Raw genomic sequence first — 15,880 nt, 5'->3', positions numbered from 1 at the left:
TGGTCGAACCCAAAACGGTGCGGTCACTTCCTCAGAGCAGGCGCGAGCGCCAGCGGTCAATTTCAGCTGCGAACTCGGGCGATTGTCCCGATTCCTCCCACAGTTCAGCCAGTTCATTTCCTGCCGCGTCTTTCATCCTGTCCAGCACGGCGGCGGCTTTCGTCTGCAAGTACTGAGGCAAAGGATCGGAGCTTCGTGGCCAAGGTTCCGGGGCATAGGCCGCATCGCTGCCAAGTAATTCCGGTTCATTCCACGCCACAACGAGTGCGGCGGCTGCCAGCCCTATCGACCCGTCCGGCGCCTCCACATCTGAGATGGACTCAAGGACAGCGTCCAGTGCGTTTTCGATAATCGGCGCAACTTGTGCTACGGAGTTGGCGTCATCGAATTCGTACGAGAAGTCGGCTGCGTCGTCGTTACCAAAAACCGATCCATCCCATGCGCCCATATGCAATGCCCCCCCGAGTTGACTGTTAGGCCGACGGTGAGCGGCTTAGCTGAGATTCTTGCACGCACACCAGCGAAGGCCAACCATGGCGCTCCCACGAACACCATAATGCTCCAGCTCCGCAGCCTGGGACGTGAACTGCTTGGTGCACGAAAGCATCGCCTTGGCCTGACACCTCTCCGTCACTCCCCCGCTACTGGTCGCCGATGCAGTCTCCAGCTCCCGATTAGCCCCATCGCTTTGCGACAGGGTTGGCTGGATAGACGAAGAAATCATTCTGTTCGTCGGGAATGGCCAACTGCGTGCCGTACTCATCGGACGCGACCACCCGTTGCATGCTCGATTGCGGAACCAGACACTCGCCAAAAGCGGTTCCCAGGAGGTTTATGGAGTCATTCGGGTCTGGCGTTGATTTCTATGGAGTCCTCAACCGCAATCCGAGAAGCGGGTCATAAAACTCGCCGACTCGCCATGCATTATCAAGGTCCGCCCTCGGATGCTTGGTTGCGAAAGAACTTCATTGCCACAGCACGTCCTCGGACCTGAAATACGTTCCGCTCAGCTCCGTCTTCAAACAGGCCGCTTCGCGGGGTCGCCGGCCGGGGTCCCCGCAACTGGTCCTTAGTCCTTCGTGGCAGCCCGGGCAGCGGCCGCGGGCACCGGGTCGTGGCGGAGATATTTCCGGGCAAAACGCCCGCTTCCCGCGGTCAGGGCGCGCAGCTCGATCGCATACCGCAGGAGCTCCTGGTCCGGCACTTCGGCCGTGATTTCGGTCAGGTCCCCACCGGTCGACGTCGTGCCGGTCAGACGCGCCCGGCGCGATGAGAGGTCGCCCATCACCGCGCCCACGTGATCATCCGAAACGCTGATGGTCACTGCCGAGACGGGCTCCAGCAGCTGGATGCGCCCGGCTGCCGCGGCCTCCCGCAGGGCCAGCGCGCCGGCCGCCTGGAACGCCGCATCCGAGGAGTCCACGCTGTGGGCCTTGCCCCCGAGCAGAGTCACCCGGATATCCACCACCGGGAAGCCCGCGGAGAGGCCCTTCTGCATCTGCGTCCGCACACCTTTCTCCACCGAGGTGATAAAGGGGCCGGGGATGACTCCGCCGACGGTTTTGTCGACAAATTCAAAACCACTCCCCCGTTCCAGCGGCTCTACCTCGATGTCGCAGACGGCATACTGGCCGTGACCTCCCGATTGTTTGACATGCCGGCCGTGGCCAGCCGCCGCAGCGGCGAACGTCTCCCGCAACGGGGTGACGACGTCGGCCGTCTGCAGCTTGACACCCTGCTCGCCCAGCCGGCCCAGGATAACGTCCGCGTGCGCCTCCCCCATGCACCAGAGGATCAGCTGATGGGTTTCCGCGTTCCGTTCCACCCGGAGGGCCGGGTCACCGGCCGCGACTCTTGCCAGGCTCCGGGCCAAAACGTCCTCATCCCCATGCGAGGCCGCTTCGACCGCAACAGGCAACAGCGGATCCGGCATCTCCCATGGCCGGATTAACAACGGCATTTCCCGGGCAGAAATCGTGTCACCGGTCTCCGCAGGCCCGAGTTTCGTGAGGGCGCAGATGTCCCCGGCGACGCTGTACGGCACCGGCCGGAGGCTCGCCCCCAGTGGGGCATACAGGTGGGCGACGCGCTCATCACTGTCGTGGTCCGGATGGCCCCGGTCCACCAGGCCGCGGCCGGCCACGTGCACAAACGAGTCCTCCCGCAAGGTGCCGGAAAAGAGGCGGACCAGGCAAACCCGGCCCAGAAAAGCGTCAACCGTCGTGCGTACCACCTCGCCGAGCAGTGGCCCGGCCGGGTCGCAGTCGGGGATGGTCGCAGGGGTCCCGTCCGGGTGGGAGACGGCCGGCGGCCGACCCTCCTCCGGCGACGGGAAGGCCCGGGTCACCATTTCGAGGAGCTCCGCGAGCCCGACGCCGGTCTCGGCGGAGGTAGCGACCACCGGATGAAAGGATCCCCGGGACACTGCGGTCTCAAGGTCGCTGATGAGGATCTCGGGCGGGATCACCTCGCCTTCGAGGTAGCGCTCCATCAGGGTTTCGTCCTCGCTCTCGGCGATGATCCCTTCGATGAGCGCACCCCGTGCCGCTTCCGAGGAGGCGCGTTCGACGTCGTCGGCGTTCCGGTATGCGGGCACCACGTCAACCGAAAGATGTTCCGAGACGGTGCCCGAGAGCAGCCCCAGCAGGCCGGTGATCCCGCCGTCGAGGCCGACCGGGAGGTAGAGCGGCAGGACCGTGTCGCCGAAGGCCCGCTGGCACCGCGCGAGGGCCGCGTCGAAGTCCGCCCGGGGATGGTCCAGCCGGCTGATTACCACGGCCCGGGGCACCCCGACGCGCTGGCATTCCGCCCAGAGGGCAGTGGTGGCAGCGTCAATGTCGTCCACTGCCGAGACGACGAACAGCGCAGCGTCCGCCGCGCGCAGCCCGGCGCGCAGTTCGCCGATGAAGTCCGGATACCCTGGCGTGTCGAGCAGGTTCACTTTGATGCCGCCGGCCCGCACTGGCACGACGGACAGGGCGACGGAGCGCTGCTGGTGGATCGCGGCCGGCTCCGAGTCGCTGACCGTGGTGCCTTCGGTAATGGAGCCTTTCCGCACAATCGCGCCGGTTGCGGCCAGCAGTGCCTCGGCCAGCATCGTCTTGCCGGATCCCGAATGGCCCACCAGCGCCACGTTCCGGATCTGCGCCGGCCGGTCGGGCGGCAGGGTCTCGGAGGCGTCGGGCCGCCGGAGTTCAGCTGCCCCCCGTGCTGCTGATCTGGCCGGAACCTTGGCATCTTTCGCTGGCATCTGGACCTCCCGGTGTGCATCCGTTGGCCGGCCTGACCGCCCGGCCTCCGCGCGTCGTGCAGCTGTCTTCTTGGATTGGACACCCGCTAAGGACCTGACGGCAAGATGCAAAAGTCACCTTCGCCGACACGGCACGGCCCGGAAATCCGGGCCCGGCCCGTCGGTTCAGCGGCCGCCGAGGGCCGCCTGCAGCGCCGCGATGTCGAGCCTCTGCATTGACAGCATGGCCTGCATGGCGCGTTGCGAGCCCGCGGCGTCCGGGCCGCCGAGCAGCTGGCCCAGCACTGAGGGGACCACCTGCCAGGACACCCCGTACCGGTCCTTGAGCCAGCCGCATTGGCTTTCGGAGCCACCCGCACTCAGCGCGTCCCAGTACCGGTCGACTTCCGCCTGGGAGGAACAGTCGATGACAAAGGAAACCGATTCGTTGAACGTGAAGTCCGGTCCCCCGTTCAACGCAGTAAAAGTCCGGCCCTCAATTTCGAACCGCGCGGTAATCGCCTGGCCCGCCGGCGCTGGTCCGCCCTCCCCGTAGCGGGACACCTCCAGCAGCTTCCCGCCGTCGAACACGGAGACGTAGAATTCGGCGGCTTCTTCCGCCTGGGTATCGAACCACAGGCAAGTGGTGATCTTCTCGGCCATTGCGCATCCTCGTCCAGTCGGTCCGTGCCGCGGCGGTGTCCGGCGGCAGTGCGGGGTTCAGCCCGAGCCTAGTCCGGGCGTTTGGCGGGCACAACGGGTTTCCGGCAACGACCGGTGGCCCGACTAGGCTTGGTGGCATGCCCTCTTCAATGCCTCCGCTCCCCCGGCCCGCCGATAAAAAAGCGGCGCCGGCAGCGTCCAAACGGACGACGCTCTGGGCCGTCTGCGCCGACGCGGGCCTGATTCTCACCTTCGCCGCCATCGGCCGGGACGCCCACCAACGCGGGGACATCATCTCCGGCGTCTTTGCCACCGCCTGGCCGTTCCTGGTCGGCGCCGCGCTCTCCTGGCTGACCCTGCGGCTGTGGCGCTCACCCCTGGCACTGTGGCCGGCCGGCGTCGGCGTCTGGCTCGGGACAGTAACCGTGGGCATGCTCCTGCGTGCCGCCACCGGGCAGACGGTGGTCCTGCCGTTCGTGCTCGTGGCGCTGCTCAGTCTGGGAATATTCCTGCTCGGCTATCGACTGCTGGCCGCTGTTGTCCGGCGGCGCAACACACGGCGCGCCGGGGCCTGATGGACTAGGCTGGCAGGGACATGGCCGGGCCCCGGGAGTACTATCCGGAAGGCCCAATTGGCCGGCAACGGCGCAACAGATCCGGAAAGGTTCACACGTGGTCACCGCTTTCGTCCTGATTAAGACAGACGCTTCCCGCATCCCGGAGACCGCGGAAGAAATCTCCGCCATCCAGGGCATCAGCGAGGTCTACTCCGTAACCGGCGAGTGGGATCTTATTGCGGTCGCCCGTGTCCCCAAGCATGACGATCTTGCGGATGTCATCGCGGACCATCTGTCCAAGGTCCGCGGTGTGGTCCACACCACCACGCAGATTGCTTTCCGGGCCTACTCCCAGCATGACCTGGACGCGGCCTTCGCGCTGGGCTTCGAATAGTAGGGCTCAGCGGACAGCAGGGCTCAGCGGGCGGTGCCGGTCCGGCCAGGCAGCCTCCTGCGGCGGAACGGACCGTCCGGCCCGCATCGCCGGAAGCTTCAGCTGCGTGAGAGCGCGACCCAGCGGTCCAGTACGGCAGCGGCCGCACCCGACTCGACGGACTGTTCGGCGCGGCTGAAGGCGGCCGCCATCCGCTGGCTCAACGGGCCAACAGCGTCCAGATCAAAAGCCACGAGCCCGGCGGCGGCGTTCAGCAGGGCGGCGTCCCGCGCGGAACCGCGTCCCCCCGCGAGCACGGAACGGACGACGGCGGCATTGGCGGCCGCGTCCCCGCCGCGCAGCTCCTCCAGCGTTGCCCGGCGAATGCCCAGGTCGCCCGGTTCGAACATTTCCTCACGCACCGCGCCGTCGCGGATCTCCCACACGCGGGACGGACCGGTTGTCGTCAGTTCGTCGAGTCCGTCGTTCCCGCGGAACACCAGCCCGCGGCTGCCGCGCTTGGCCAGCACCCCTGCCACCAGCGGGGCCATCCGCTCGTTGGCGACACCCACCGCCGAGGCCTGTACGTGGGCGGGGTTGATCATCGGCCCCAGGAAGTTGAACGCAGTGGGCACGCCAAGTTCACGGCGGGCGACAGCGGCATGCCGCATCGAGGGATGAAACACCTGGGCAAAGCAGAAGGTGATGCCCGCCTCTTCGGCGTTGAGGGCCACGCGCGGAATGGGCAGGTCCAGCCGGACGCCCAGGGCCTCCAGGACATCCGCCGATCCGGAGGTGGAGGACGCGGCGCGGTTGCCGTGCTTGACGACCTTGGCGCCGGCGCCGGCGGCGATAAGGGCGGCCATGGTGGAAATGTTGACCGTGTTCTGCTGGTCCCCGCCGGTTCCGACGATGTCAAGCTTCTGCCCTGCTATATCAATAGGGCTCGCATGCGCGATCATCGCATCGACCAGGCCCACGAGTTCGTCGACGGTCTCGCCTTTGGACCGCAGAGCCACCAGGAAGCCGGCGACCTGGGCGGGCGACGCTTCCCCGGACATGATCGAGTTCATCGCCCATTCCGTGTTGCCGGTGGTCAGATCGGCACCGTTAATAAGGGCGTTGATGAGCCGCGGCCAGGTGTTGCCTGCCGCCTGTGCAGTTGCCTGAGAAGTCACCATCCGATGCTATCGAGGTGCGCACTGCAATGACCAATGTGAACGGCGCCGGGAACTTTTCGGCGCGAATTCGCGTCTTTGTAGAAAAAGTCCTCCGAAAACGCCGTTTGCGTTGGGCAGGAGCAGGTTTTATAGACATAATGTCTATGTGACATCTGCGACCCAAGCCCCCAGTACCCCGGCGCACCCGACGCTGAATCGCCCGAACATGGTTTCTGTTGGAACCGTTGTCTGGCTTTCCAGTGAGTTGATGTTCTTCGCCGGTCTCTTCGCCATGTACTTCACACTCCGTTCGACTTCCGGACTGATGTGGGCCGAAGAGACAGCCAAGCTCAACTTTCCTTTTGCGCTCGTAAACACGATCGTCCTCGTGGCAAGTTCCTTTACTTGCCAGATGGGCGTCTTCGCCGCTGAGCGGCTTCAGCCGCGTCGAAGTGGCGGCCGCCTCAGCTTCACCCGCTGGGGTATGAACGAATGGTTCACCCTGACTTTCATCATGGGTTCCGTCTTCGTGGCCGGCCAGGCGACAGAGTATGCCTTGCTCGTTTCCGAGCACGTCTCGCTCTCCTCCAACGCCTATGGTTCGGCGTTCTACATCACCACAGGCTTCCATGGCCTGCACGTCATAGGTGGCCTGGTTGCCTTCCTCCTGATCATGGGCCGATCCTTCGCAGCGAAGAAGTTCGGCCACTTCGAGGCAACCTCCGCGATTGTCACCTCGTACTACTGGCACTTCGTCGACGTCGTCTGGATCGGCCTGTTCCTGGTGATCTACGTCCTCAAGTAGCCCAGACTGGACTCTTTCCATAAGAGGCAGAATTTCAAAAGACGGCTCCCGGAGCCGACGCAGGATCGAAAAAAGGAACCACCACGTGAAGGCACTCTCGCAGAAGCGACGTCACCCTCTGGCAGCTATTGCGCTGCTGCTGATGGGCCTCCTGTTGACTGGTGGGCTGTACGCAGTCGCCAGCACCGTCAACCAGGCAAAGGCCACCACCAGCTTCAGCGCAAGTGACGCAGAGGAAGGTGGCAAGCTCTTTGCCGCCAACTGCGCCACCTGCCACGGCATGGGCGCCAGCGGGTCCCAAGCCGGACCCTCCCTGGTAGGCGTCGGCGCTGCCGCCGTCGACTTCCAGGTCGGGACCGGTCGTATGCCCATGCAGATGAACGGCCCGCAGGCTTACAAGAAGCCGGCCCAGTTCAACGAAGAGCAGACGCACCAGCTGTCCGCTTATGTCGCTACACTCGGGCCCGGCCCGTCCATCCCGGAGGCAGGTGTCCTCGATGAGAAGGGCAACGCCGCCGCCGGTGGCGAGCTGTTCCGCGTAAACTGCGCCATGTGCCACAACGCCGCTGCTGCCGGCGGCGCGCTGACCCGGGGCAAGTTCGCTCCGGCCCTGGCTGATGTGTCCGGCAAGCACATCTACGAGGCGATGGTCACTGGCCCGCAGAACATGCCGGTCTTCAGCGACAGCAACGTCACCCCCGAAGGCAAGCGCGACATCATCACGTTCCTGAAGCAGATCGAGGCCAACGGTTCACCCGGCGGCGCCGACCTGGGGTCCTTGGGTCCGGTATCCGAAGGTCTGTTTGTCTGGATCGCCGGTCTGGGCGTCATCGTTGCCTTCACCATCTGGCTGACGTCGCGGACGTCCTAGGCCCCACCTGTTGCACCTGTAAGAATTTTCTGCTGACCCGTCAGCAGGTTGAATTGAAAGCTAACTCGGCACTCGCCGAGACGAGAGAGGGATGAGGCGAATTATGGGCAACCATAGTGACGGCAGTCCGAACCACTCGGGCACCGTAGCTACGGCTGGTCAGAATGAGGTGGAGAAGTTCCAGGATCCTGGACTTCCTCCGCATCGTTTGCGCCTGGCTGACACGGACCCGAAGGCCGCAAAGCGAGCAGAACGGCAGGTAGCCCTACTATTCGGGACTTCGGTCGTTGGCACCCTGATCTTCCTGGTGGCGTACTTTGCCATCGATCTGGGGGATGACAGCACGATCCCGACCATCCGGCTGCAGAACATGCTGCTGGGGCTGGGCACCGCCTTTGCCATGCTTGGCATCGGCACCGGAATCGTGCACTGGGCCAAGGCCCTCATGCCGGACCATGAAGTCTCGGAAGAGCGTCATGCCATCCGCACCGAGGAAGACCGGCTGGCCGCGGTCCGGATCGTCGACGACATCGTTGAGGAAACCGGCATCAAGCGCCGCCCGCTGATCCGCAACACCCTTCTGGGCGCCGTGGCGCTGGCTCCCCTGCCGGCCCTCGCCGTCTTCGGTGACTTGGGTCCGCGTCCCGACAAGGCCCTGGCGCACACCATGTGGGCACCCCAGGAGGGCAAGCTCAAGCGGCTCACCCGCGATCCTGACGGAACGCCCATCAAGGCCTCCGATGTGACAATCGGTTCGGCTTTCCATGTAATTCCGGAAGGCCTGAACGAACTGCACGAAGGCAAGCTGAACGAAAAGGCCAAGGCCGTCGTTCTGCTCATGCGGCTGAACCCCGAGTCGCTCAACCCGTCCAAGGGCCGCGAGGACTGGGGCTACAACGGCATCGTTGCGTACTCCAAAATCTGCACCCACGTCGGTTGCCCTGTTGCCCTGTACGAGCAGCAGACCCACCACCTGCTGTGCCCGTGCCACCAGTCAACCTTCGACCTGACCCAGGAATGCAAGGTTATCTTTGGCCCGGCCAGCCGTCCGCTCCCGCAGCTGCCCATCGCAGTTGACTCCGAGGGCTACCTGGTCGCCACCAGCGACTTCAAAGAACCTGTTGGACCTAGCTATTGGGAGCGTGATGAGCATGAGCGCAACGTCAACGCCTAATGCCCCCGCCTTCGTCGCCAAGACCAAAGGCGGCCGTATCACCAACTTCGTTGACGAGCGCGTCGGCGGTTCCGGGATCCTCCGCGAATTCGGCCGCAAAGTCTTCCCGGACCACTGGTCGTTTATGTTCGGCGAAGTGGCGCTGTATTCCTTCGTCATCCTGCTGCTCTCGGGCACCTTCCTGACGTTCTTCTTCGATCCCTCGATGGCGGAAACGAACTACCAGGGCTCGTACACCCCGCTGAAGAACGTCGAAATGTCGGTGGCCTACAGCTCCTCGCTGGACATCTCCTTCGATGTCCGCGGCGGTCTGTTTATGCGCCAGGTCCACCACTGGTCCGCACTGCTGTTCGTGGCCTCGGTGTCCGTACACATGCTCCGCGTGTTCTTCACCGGTGCTTTCCGCAAGCCGCGCGAAATGAACTGGGTGGTGGGCGGCGTGCTGCTCATCCTCTCCATGGCTGCCGGTTTCACCGGTTACTCGCTCCCCGATGACCTGCTCTCCGGCAACGGCCTGCGCATCATCGACGGCGTGATCAAGTCCATCCCGGTGATCGGAACGTACATCTCGTTCTTCCTCTTCGGCGGAGAATTCCCGGGCACGGTTATCATCGGCCGCCTGTACATGCTGCACATCCTGCTGGTGCCCGCACTCATCCTTCTGATGATCGTGATGCACCTCTTTATGGTGGTCGTGCACAAGCACACCCAGTACCCCGGCCCGGGACGGAACGACGGCAACGTCGTCGGCTACCCCCTCGGCCCGGTCTACGCGGCCAAGGCCGGCGGCTTCTTCTTCATCGTGTTCGGTGTCGTTGCCCTCATGGCGGGCTTCTTCACCATCAACCCGATCTGGAACTACGGCCCGTACGACCCCTCCCCTGTTTCGGCAGGCACTCAGCCTGACTGGTACATCGGATTCGTTGACGGCGCGCTGCGCCTGATGCCAGGCATCATCGGTGACTGGCGGATCGAGCAACTGTGGTTCGGTCATGTCTTCAGCTTCAACGTGCTGCTTCCGGCGCTGGTACCGGCCGGAATCATCTTCACAGCACTGTTCACCTACCCGTGGATTGAACGCTGGATCACCAAGGACGACCGCGAGCACCACGTCCTGGACCGCCCGCGGAACGCCCCGACCCGCACCGCGATCGGCATGGCCGGTTTCGTCTGGTACTGCGTTATGTGGGCCGCGGCCGGCTCGGACCTCATCGCCACGCATTTCCACGTGTCGCTGAACGATGTGACCTACTGGCTGCGTGCACTGTTCATCGTTGGCCCGTTCATCGCCTTCATCGTCACGAAGCGCATCGCCCTGGCGCTGCAACGCAAGGACCGCGAGATTGCTCTCCACGGCCGCGAAACCGGCCGCATCGTGCGCCTGCCGCACGGCGAGTTCATCGAGGTGCACGCCCCGCTGGACGAGTACAAGCGCTACAAGCTGGTTGGTTTCGAGTCGCCGTTGCCGCTTCCGGCTGAGCCGAACGCCCATGGCGTCGTCGACAGCAAGGAAAAGCGCCGTGCGAAGCTTTCCCAGTTGTTCTTCGAGGACCGGGTTGCCCCGGCAACGCCGGCTGAGCTCGCGGCGGCCCATGGCCACCACGGCGCTCACGAGGCTATCGAGTCTGGTGAAACCCAGAAGACGCTCAGCCACTAACCGGCTGCAGTGATCACCAGAAAGGCCCGGTCCATCAGGACCGGGCCTTTCTGCGTCTGACCGGAATCAAACTGCAACGCGGGGTCAGCTTCCGCCCATCCCAGGCCTCCGGATGGGCCGAAGCTGACCCCGCGTTGCCGTTACGGGCGGTAGCCGGAGGCATAGTTGCGGGTCGGGCGGACGCCGGGCCGCTGCAGGGGCACCCAGAGCTTGTAGCGGTCGGCCCGGTAGTAGGACACTGAGTAGTCCACCATGGCCCGGGCCACAAAGGCGTGGCGCTGGATCTTCAGCAGCGGCGACCCCACTTCAACATTGAGCAGCCGGGCCGTCGACGGCGAGGCAGCCGTCGCCTCGATCATGTCCTCGCCCCACTCCATCACCAGTCCAAAACGTTCGCTGAGCACGTTGTACAGCGACGTCGGCGGCTCGCCATCGAGCAGCCCGGGCACCCGGTGGGCGGGAATGAAGTTCTCGTCCACGCTCATGGGTTCGTTGTCCGCCAGCAGGAGGCGTCGGAACCGCACCAGCGGCGTTCCCTCCTCCAGCTGGAGCTCCCGGGCCAGAAAGGCGCTCGCACCGATCTGCTCGAAGCTGAGCACCTTGGCGGCCGGGACCATGCCGCGGCGCTGCATTTCCTCGCTGTACGAGGTCAGCTTGACCTGCAAGTCCAGCTTGGGTTTGCGCACGAAGGTGCCCAGGCCCACCACCCGCTCGATGACCTCCTCGCCGACCAGCGCATCAATGGCCTGTCGCACGGTCATCCGGGCAAGTCCAAAGCGCTCCGCAAGGTCACGCTCCGACGGCAGCGCCGACCCCGGCGGGCAGGCTCTCACGATATGCGCCCTGAGGATTTCCCTCAGCTGGACGTAGATGGGAGTACCGTTGTTCCGGTCGATTTCGCCGGCCATGCCTGCCGCGTCAGAGGACGCCACAGCATGGCCTTACCGAATGAGTCATACCTCAAGGTTAAGCCACCCGGGCAACAGGTCTAGACCACCCGGTCGACTTGGTTCGCCCGGAAACGGTGCCGCGGCTAGGCTTTAATCCGCCGGCATCCCGCCGGCAGCAGTATTCATGAGAGACAAGGATGTCCCGGTGGCAGTTCGGAACGCAATCGTGCAGGCCGCCATTGGACTGCATGCACGGCCTGCGGCGCTCTTCGTCCGCGCTGTGCACGAAACCGGCCTGCCCGTCACCATCAGCAAGGACGGCCGGCAGGGTGTGGACGCCCGCTCGCTGCTCGAAGTCATGACCGAGGACTTCCACTGCGGCTGCGTGGTGCAGCTGGCCGTGGCCCCCGACGCCGTTCCGGAGTCCTGCAGCCCAGCCGACGTCGAGAAGGCGCTGGACGACCTCCGCGCCCTGCTGGAGTCCGCCCGGTCCCGTTGAGCGAGCGGACGCCACCACGGCCCCAGGGCCCTCCTCCGGCGGCTAGGATCCCTTCCGGAGCAACTCCCCCGCGGGAGGTGCCTGCCAGCGGACTGGCCGCGGCGGCCGGCGCGCTCACCCCGGTCTTCTCCCGGAGTTGCTCCCCCGGCTGGATCAACCGGATTGGTTGACGCCGGAGTCCGGCGGGACAGGTAACTCGGTACGTGCAGCAACTACGACGGCGGGCCCCACCAAGAGGTGGGGCCCGCCGTCGTTGTTCAACTCAGTGTGTCCGTGCGGACGTTAGTGCGCGTGGTCTCCGCGGCTGTATTCGTAGACCCAGCCGACCAAACCGACGAGTGCAAGACCGGCCGCAATGTAGACGATCCAGAACCCTACTGCCAGGCCGAGGAAACCTGCAGCGCTGGCCATGCCGAGGACCAGCGGCCACCAGCTCCAGGGACTGAAGTGGCCCTGTTCACCGGCGCCCTCGTGGATCTCCGCATCGCTGCGGTCCTCGGGACGCATCCCGACGCGCTTGCCGGTGAAGGCAAGGTAGGCGCCGACCATGCCGGCGAGGCCGCCGAGCAGCAGGACGCCGAGGATGCCGACCCACTCGGTCCAACCGGTCAGGAACCCGTAGATCACCGATACCGGGACGAAGAAGAAGGCTCCAAATCCAAAAATCCTTGATTCGATTTTCACTGGGCTTGATCCTTCTGGTCGGCGTTACCGAGCGCTGCTGCTGCCGGGGCAGGAGAATCGACGGTGTATGACTGGGAGAGTTCCGGGTGGTGCAGGTCCAGGGCAGGACGCTCCGACCGGATCCGCGGCAACGAGGTGAAGTTGTGGCGCGGCGGCGGGCAGGAGGTCGCCCATTCGAGCGAGGCGCCGAAGCCCCACGGGTCATCGACCGTGACGCGTTCGTTGCTGCGCCACGTGATGTAGACGTTCCAGAAGAACGGGATCAGCGAGGCGCCCAGCAGGAACGAGGCGTAGGTGGAGAACTGGTTCATCCAGGTGAAGTTGTCCTGCGGCATGTAGTCCGCGTAGCGGCGCGGCATACCCTCGACGCCCAGCCAGTGCTGGATGAGGAACGTGCCGTGGAAGCCGAGGAACAGCATCCAGAAGTGGATCTTGCCAAGGCGCTCGTTGAGCATCTTGCCGGTCCACTTCGGCCACCAGAAGTAGAAACCGGCGAACATCGCGAACACCACGGTGCCGAAGACCACGTAGTGGAAGTGCGCCACCACGAAGTAGGAGTCCGAGACGTGGAAGTCCAGCGGCGGCGACGCCAGGATGATGCCGGTCAGGCCGCCGAAGAGGAACGTCGCCAGGAAGCCGATGCTCCAGAGCATGGGGGTTTCGAAGGTGATCGAGCCCCGCCACATGGTGCCGATCCAGTTGAAGAATTTCACGCCGGTTGGCACCGCGATAAGCATCGTCATGAAGGAGAAGAACGGCAGCAGGACCGAGCCGGTGACGTACATGTGGTGCGCCCAAACGGTCACGGACAGCGCGGCGATCGAGATCGTCGCGTAGACCAAGCCCTTGTAGCCGAAGATCGGCTTCCTGCTGAAGACCGGGAAGATCTCCGAGACGATGCCGAAGAACGGCAGGGCGATGATGTAGACCTCCGGGTGCCCGAAGAACCAGAACAGGTGCTGCCAGAGGACCGCGCCGCCGTTCTCCGGGTCGAAGATGTGGGCTCCAAAGCGCCGGTCCGCGCCGAGGGCGAACAGGGCAGCGGCAAGCGGCGGGAAGGCCATCAGGACCAGGATGGACGTGACGAGGATGTTCCAGGTGAAGATCGGCATGCGCCACATGGTCATGCCCGGGGCCCGCATGCAGATGATCGTAGTGATGAAGTTGACCGCACCAAGGATGGTACCGAAGCCGGTAAGCGCCAGGCCGAAGACCCAGAGGTCGCCACCTACGCCGGGGCTGAACGTCGTGTTGGACAGCGGCGCATAAGCGAACCAGCCAAACGACGCGGCGCCCTGCGGGGTGATGAAGCCGGACACCGCAATGGTGGAGCCGAAGAGGAAGAACCAGAAGGCGAGGGCGTTCAGCCGGGGGAAGGCCACATCCGGGGCGCCGATCTGCAGCGGCATCATCACGTTGGCGAAGCCTGCGAACAGAGGCGTCGCGAACATCAGCAGCATGACGGTGCCGTGCATGGTGAACAGTTGGTTGTACTGTTCCTTGGTCTGCAGGATCTGCATGCCGGGCTCGAACAGTTCGGCGCGGATCAGCAGCGCCATGACTCCGCCGAAGCAGAAGAACACGAAGGACGCGATCAGGTACATGTACCCGATGGTCTTGTGGTCCGTCGTGGTCACCCAGTTGACGACGATGCGTCCCTTGGATTTCGGTACTACGGGAGCCTCAAGGATCCCGGTGGGCTGTGAATAGGTAGTTGCCACGTCGCTCCCCTTACTTGGTTTCGGTCGGGGCCGGGTTGCGGTCGTACTCTTCACCGAGGAGTCCGGTGTTGCCGTCCTGGCTTAGCTTCTCCAGGTGCGCCGTGAACTCGGCGTCGGAGACGACCTTGACGCGGAACAGCATTTCGGAGTGGTACTCGCCACAAAGTTCGGCGCACTTGCCGTCGTAGGTTCCCTCCTTGGTGGGGGTGAACCGCATGTAGTTGGTCTTTCCGGGGATCATGTCGCGCTTCTGCAGGAAGGCGGGGACCCAGAAGGAGTGGATGACGTCGCGGGCATTCAGCTCGACGTCGACCGATTTGTTGACCGGCAGGTACAGGGTGGGCAGCTTTTCCTTGTCCACTGCCGCGCCGGTGAGGTGCGCCTGGACGCCGGCTTCGTGGACATCCTCGCGGATCACGTCGCCCTTTTTGTAGTTGAAGTCCCACGCCCACTGCTTGCCGCGGACGTCAACGACGACGTCGGCCGGCTCGGCGCGGTTATCGATCGCCTGCTGGTCACGGTCGGTGAAGTAGAAGAACACCAGGACCATAAACAGCGGGATCGTCAGGTAGAAGACCTCGAGCGGGAGGTTGAAGCTGTTCTGGCGGGGGAAGCCCACGGTGCCTTTGCGACGCCGGTAGGCAACGATGCACCAGATCATCAGGCCCCAGGTAATGACACCCACGGCCAGAGCGGCAATCCATGAGTTGACCCAGAGGTCCATGATGCGGTCAGTGTGGTTGGTGGTGCCACGCTCAGTGGGCAACCACCCTTTCTGTACCTCTGGTGAACATCCAGTCAAAGCCAACGCGCCGGCGAGTGCCAAGCCAGTGATCGTAGTGATCTGTTTGCGTCGGCTGCCGGTTCGGTTCTGCGAACTCACAGACGGCCCTTCCTACTTGTTGCTGTCGCCCCGGGCCGGAAAATGGCGTTCAGGGCAAACTAATAGTTTTACTACTCGGTGTAGAGCTTACCGCTCCCCGCGAGTTTTCGCCCACATGTCCGCGCCGTGCGTCGGGACCTTTTTGGCGGGCCCGATCGTTGGGCATCCTGCGGCACTAAGGCCGGGCAGATTGCCCGGCCTTAGTGGAAGGAATCACCGCAGGCGCAGGAGCCGCCGGCGTTGGGGTTGTCGATGGTGAAGCCCTGCTTGGAGATGGTGTCCTCGAAGTCGATGCTGGCACCGCTGAGGTACGGAACGCTCATCTTGTCGACGACAACTTCAACGCCGTCGTAGTCGCGGACAGCGTCGCCGTCGAGGATCCTCTCGTCGAAGTAGAGCTGGTAGATGAGGCCGGAGCAACCGCCGGGCTGAACGGCCACCCGTAGGCGCAGATCGGTGCGGCCTTCCTGCTCGAGCAGGCTGCGGACTTTGCCGGCCGCGACGTCGGTTAGACCGACCTCGTGCGTGGCCAGTTCCCCGCCCGCCGTGGCGGTGGTTTCGGCGCTGTTTTCATTGGTCGTAGTGCTCATGGCCTACCTTCTGACGACGGTGGTGGCGGGGGGGGGGTCTTGCTGGCCCCCCCCCCCCCCCCCCCACCCGGGCCCCCCCCCCCCCCCCCCCCCCCCCCCCCCCCCCCCCCCCCCCCCCCCCCCC

At 64.6% G+C, this 15,880-nt stretch carries 17 protein-coding genes; 7 read left to right on the top strand and 10 right to left on the bottom strand.

Annotation, left to right across the window (positions count from 1 at the left end):
- Positions 1-31: 31 nt before the first annotated feature.
- The 4 genes from AC50YM_RS19130 to AC50YM_RS19115 form a co-directional block, all read right to left on the bottom strand.
- Positions 32-448 carry a DUF4259 domain-containing protein gene (locus AC50YM_RS19130; RefSeq protein ID WP_494958521.1) on the bottom strand — a complete coding sequence of 139 codons (417 nt, stop codon included), beginning with the start codon at positions 446-448 and terminating at the stop codon, positions 32-34.
- Positions 449-674: 226 nt separating this feature from the next.
- Positions 675-836, bottom strand: coding sequence for a DUF3806 domain-containing protein (locus AC50YM_RS19125; RefSeq protein WP_494958532.1), 162 nt, complete (start codon positions 834-836; stop codon positions 675-677).
- Between the two features lie 233 nt (positions 837-1,069).
- Positions 1,070-3,250, bottom strand: a complete 2,181-nt coding sequence (locus AC50YM_RS19120) for an elongation factor G-like protein EF-G2 (RefSeq protein ID WP_494958520.1) — start codon at positions 3,248-3,250, stop codon at positions 1,070-1,072.
- 165 nt (positions 3,251-3,415) lie between these two features.
- A complete protein-coding gene (locus tag AC50YM_RS19115) occupies positions 3,416-3,892 on the bottom strand; it encodes a VOC family protein (RefSeq protein ID WP_494958519.1) in 477 nt (158 codons plus the stop codon).
- A gap of 137 nt (positions 3,893-4,029) precedes the next feature.
- Here AC50YM_RS19115 and AC50YM_RS19110 point away from each other — a divergent pair, with 137 nt between their 5' ends.
- Both AC50YM_RS19110 and AC50YM_RS19105 read left to right on the top strand, forming a co-directional pair.
- Positions 4,030-4,467 carry a DUF3054 domain-containing protein gene (locus tag AC50YM_RS19110; RefSeq protein ID WP_494958518.1) on the top strand — a complete coding sequence of 146 codons (438 nt, stop codon included), beginning with the start codon at positions 4,030-4,032 and terminating at the stop codon, positions 4,465-4,467.
- A gap of 97 nt (positions 4,468-4,564) precedes the next feature.
- A complete protein-coding gene (locus AC50YM_RS19105) occupies positions 4,565-4,843 on the top strand; it encodes an Lrp/AsnC family transcriptional regulator (RefSeq protein WP_494958517.1) in 279 nt (92 codons plus the stop codon).
- A gap of 98 nt (positions 4,844-4,941) precedes the next feature.
- On the opposite strand, the gene trpD is transcribed toward AC50YM_RS19105, so the two are convergent.
- A complete protein-coding gene (gene trpD, locus AC50YM_RS19100) occupies positions 4,942-6,000 on the bottom strand; it encodes an anthranilate phosphoribosyltransferase (RefSeq protein WP_494958516.1) in 1,059 nt (352 codons plus the stop codon).
- A 112-nt stretch (positions 6,001-6,112) separates the two neighbouring features.
- On the opposite strand from trpD, the gene ctaE reads away from it, so the two are divergent.
- The 4 genes from ctaE (at position 6,113) to qcrB (ending at position 10,489) form a co-directional block, all read left to right on the top strand.
- Positions 6,113-6,787 carry an aa3-type cytochrome oxidase subunit III gene (ctaE, locus tag AC50YM_RS19095; RefSeq protein WP_494958515.1) on the top strand — a complete coding sequence of 225 codons (675 nt, stop codon included), beginning with the start codon at positions 6,113-6,115 and terminating at the stop codon, positions 6,785-6,787.
- 85 nt (positions 6,788-6,872) lie between these two features.
- Positions 6,873-7,658, top strand: a complete 786-nt coding sequence (qcrC, locus tag AC50YM_RS19090; protein ID WP_494958514.1) for a cytochrome bc1 complex diheme cytochrome c subunit — start codon at positions 6,873-6,875, stop codon at positions 7,656-7,658.
- Between the two features lie 103 nt (positions 7,659-7,761).
- Positions 7,762-8,832 (top strand): cytochrome bc1 complex Rieske iron-sulfur subunit, encoded by a 1,071-nt coding sequence (gene qcrA / locus AC50YM_RS19085; RefSeq protein WP_494958513.1) that lies wholly within the window; start codon positions 7,762-7,764, stop codon positions 8,830-8,832.
- On the top strand, positions 8,810-10,489 hold the full coding sequence (qcrB, locus tag AC50YM_RS19080; protein WP_494958512.1) for a cytochrome bc1 complex cytochrome b subunit: 1,680 nt from the start codon (positions 8,810-8,812) through the stop codon (positions 10,487-10,489). Before qcrA ends, qcrB begins: the two co-directional genes overlap by 23 nt.
- 140 nt (positions 10,490-10,629) lie before the next feature.
- On the opposite strand, the gene AC50YM_RS19075 is transcribed toward qcrB, so the two are convergent.
- Positions 10,630-11,397, bottom strand: coding sequence for a GntR family transcriptional regulator (locus AC50YM_RS19075; protein WP_494958531.1), 768 nt, complete (start codon positions 11,395-11,397; stop codon positions 10,630-10,632).
- A gap of 187 nt (positions 11,398-11,584) precedes the next feature.
- Between AC50YM_RS19075 and AC50YM_RS19070 the strand changes: the two genes are divergently transcribed.
- Positions 11,585-11,878 (top strand): HPr family phosphocarrier protein, encoded by a 294-nt coding sequence (locus AC50YM_RS19070; RefSeq protein ID WP_494958511.1) that lies wholly within the window; start codon positions 11,585-11,587, stop codon positions 11,876-11,878.
- A 282-nt stretch (positions 11,879-12,160) separates the two neighbouring features.
- On the opposite strand, the gene AC50YM_RS19065 is transcribed toward AC50YM_RS19070, so the two are convergent.
- The 4 genes from AC50YM_RS19065 to AC50YM_RS19050 all read right to left on the bottom strand — a co-directional run bounded on the left by AC50YM_RS19065 (position 12,161) and on the right by AC50YM_RS19050 (position 15,756).
- A complete protein-coding gene (locus tag AC50YM_RS19065) occupies positions 12,161-12,562 on the bottom strand; it encodes a cytochrome c oxidase subunit 4 (protein ID WP_494958510.1) in 402 nt (133 codons plus the stop codon).
- Entirely contained in the window at positions 12,559-14,283 is a 1,725-nt protein-coding gene (ctaD, locus tag AC50YM_RS19060; RefSeq protein WP_494958509.1) for an aa3-type cytochrome oxidase subunit I, read from the bottom strand. Before ctaD ends, AC50YM_RS19065 begins: the two co-directional genes overlap by 4 nt.
- Before the next feature lie 10 nt (positions 14,284-14,293).
- Positions 14,294-15,166, bottom strand: a complete 873-nt coding sequence (gene ctaC / locus AC50YM_RS19055) for an aa3-type cytochrome oxidase subunit II (protein WP_494958508.1) — start codon at positions 15,164-15,166, stop codon at positions 14,294-14,296.
- A 200-nt stretch (positions 15,167-15,366) separates the two neighbouring features.
- Positions 15,367-15,756 (bottom strand): HesB/IscA family protein, encoded by a 390-nt coding sequence (locus AC50YM_RS19050; RefSeq protein WP_494958507.1) that lies wholly within the window; start codon positions 15,754-15,756, stop codon positions 15,367-15,369.
- Positions 15,757-15,880: the final 124 nt, after the last annotated feature.

This window comes from Pseudarthrobacter sp. RHLT1-30-1 (assembly GCF_059383415.1).
Note: the sequence above shows the minus strand (reverse complement) of the source record. Positions and strands in the feature narration are given on the sequence as shown.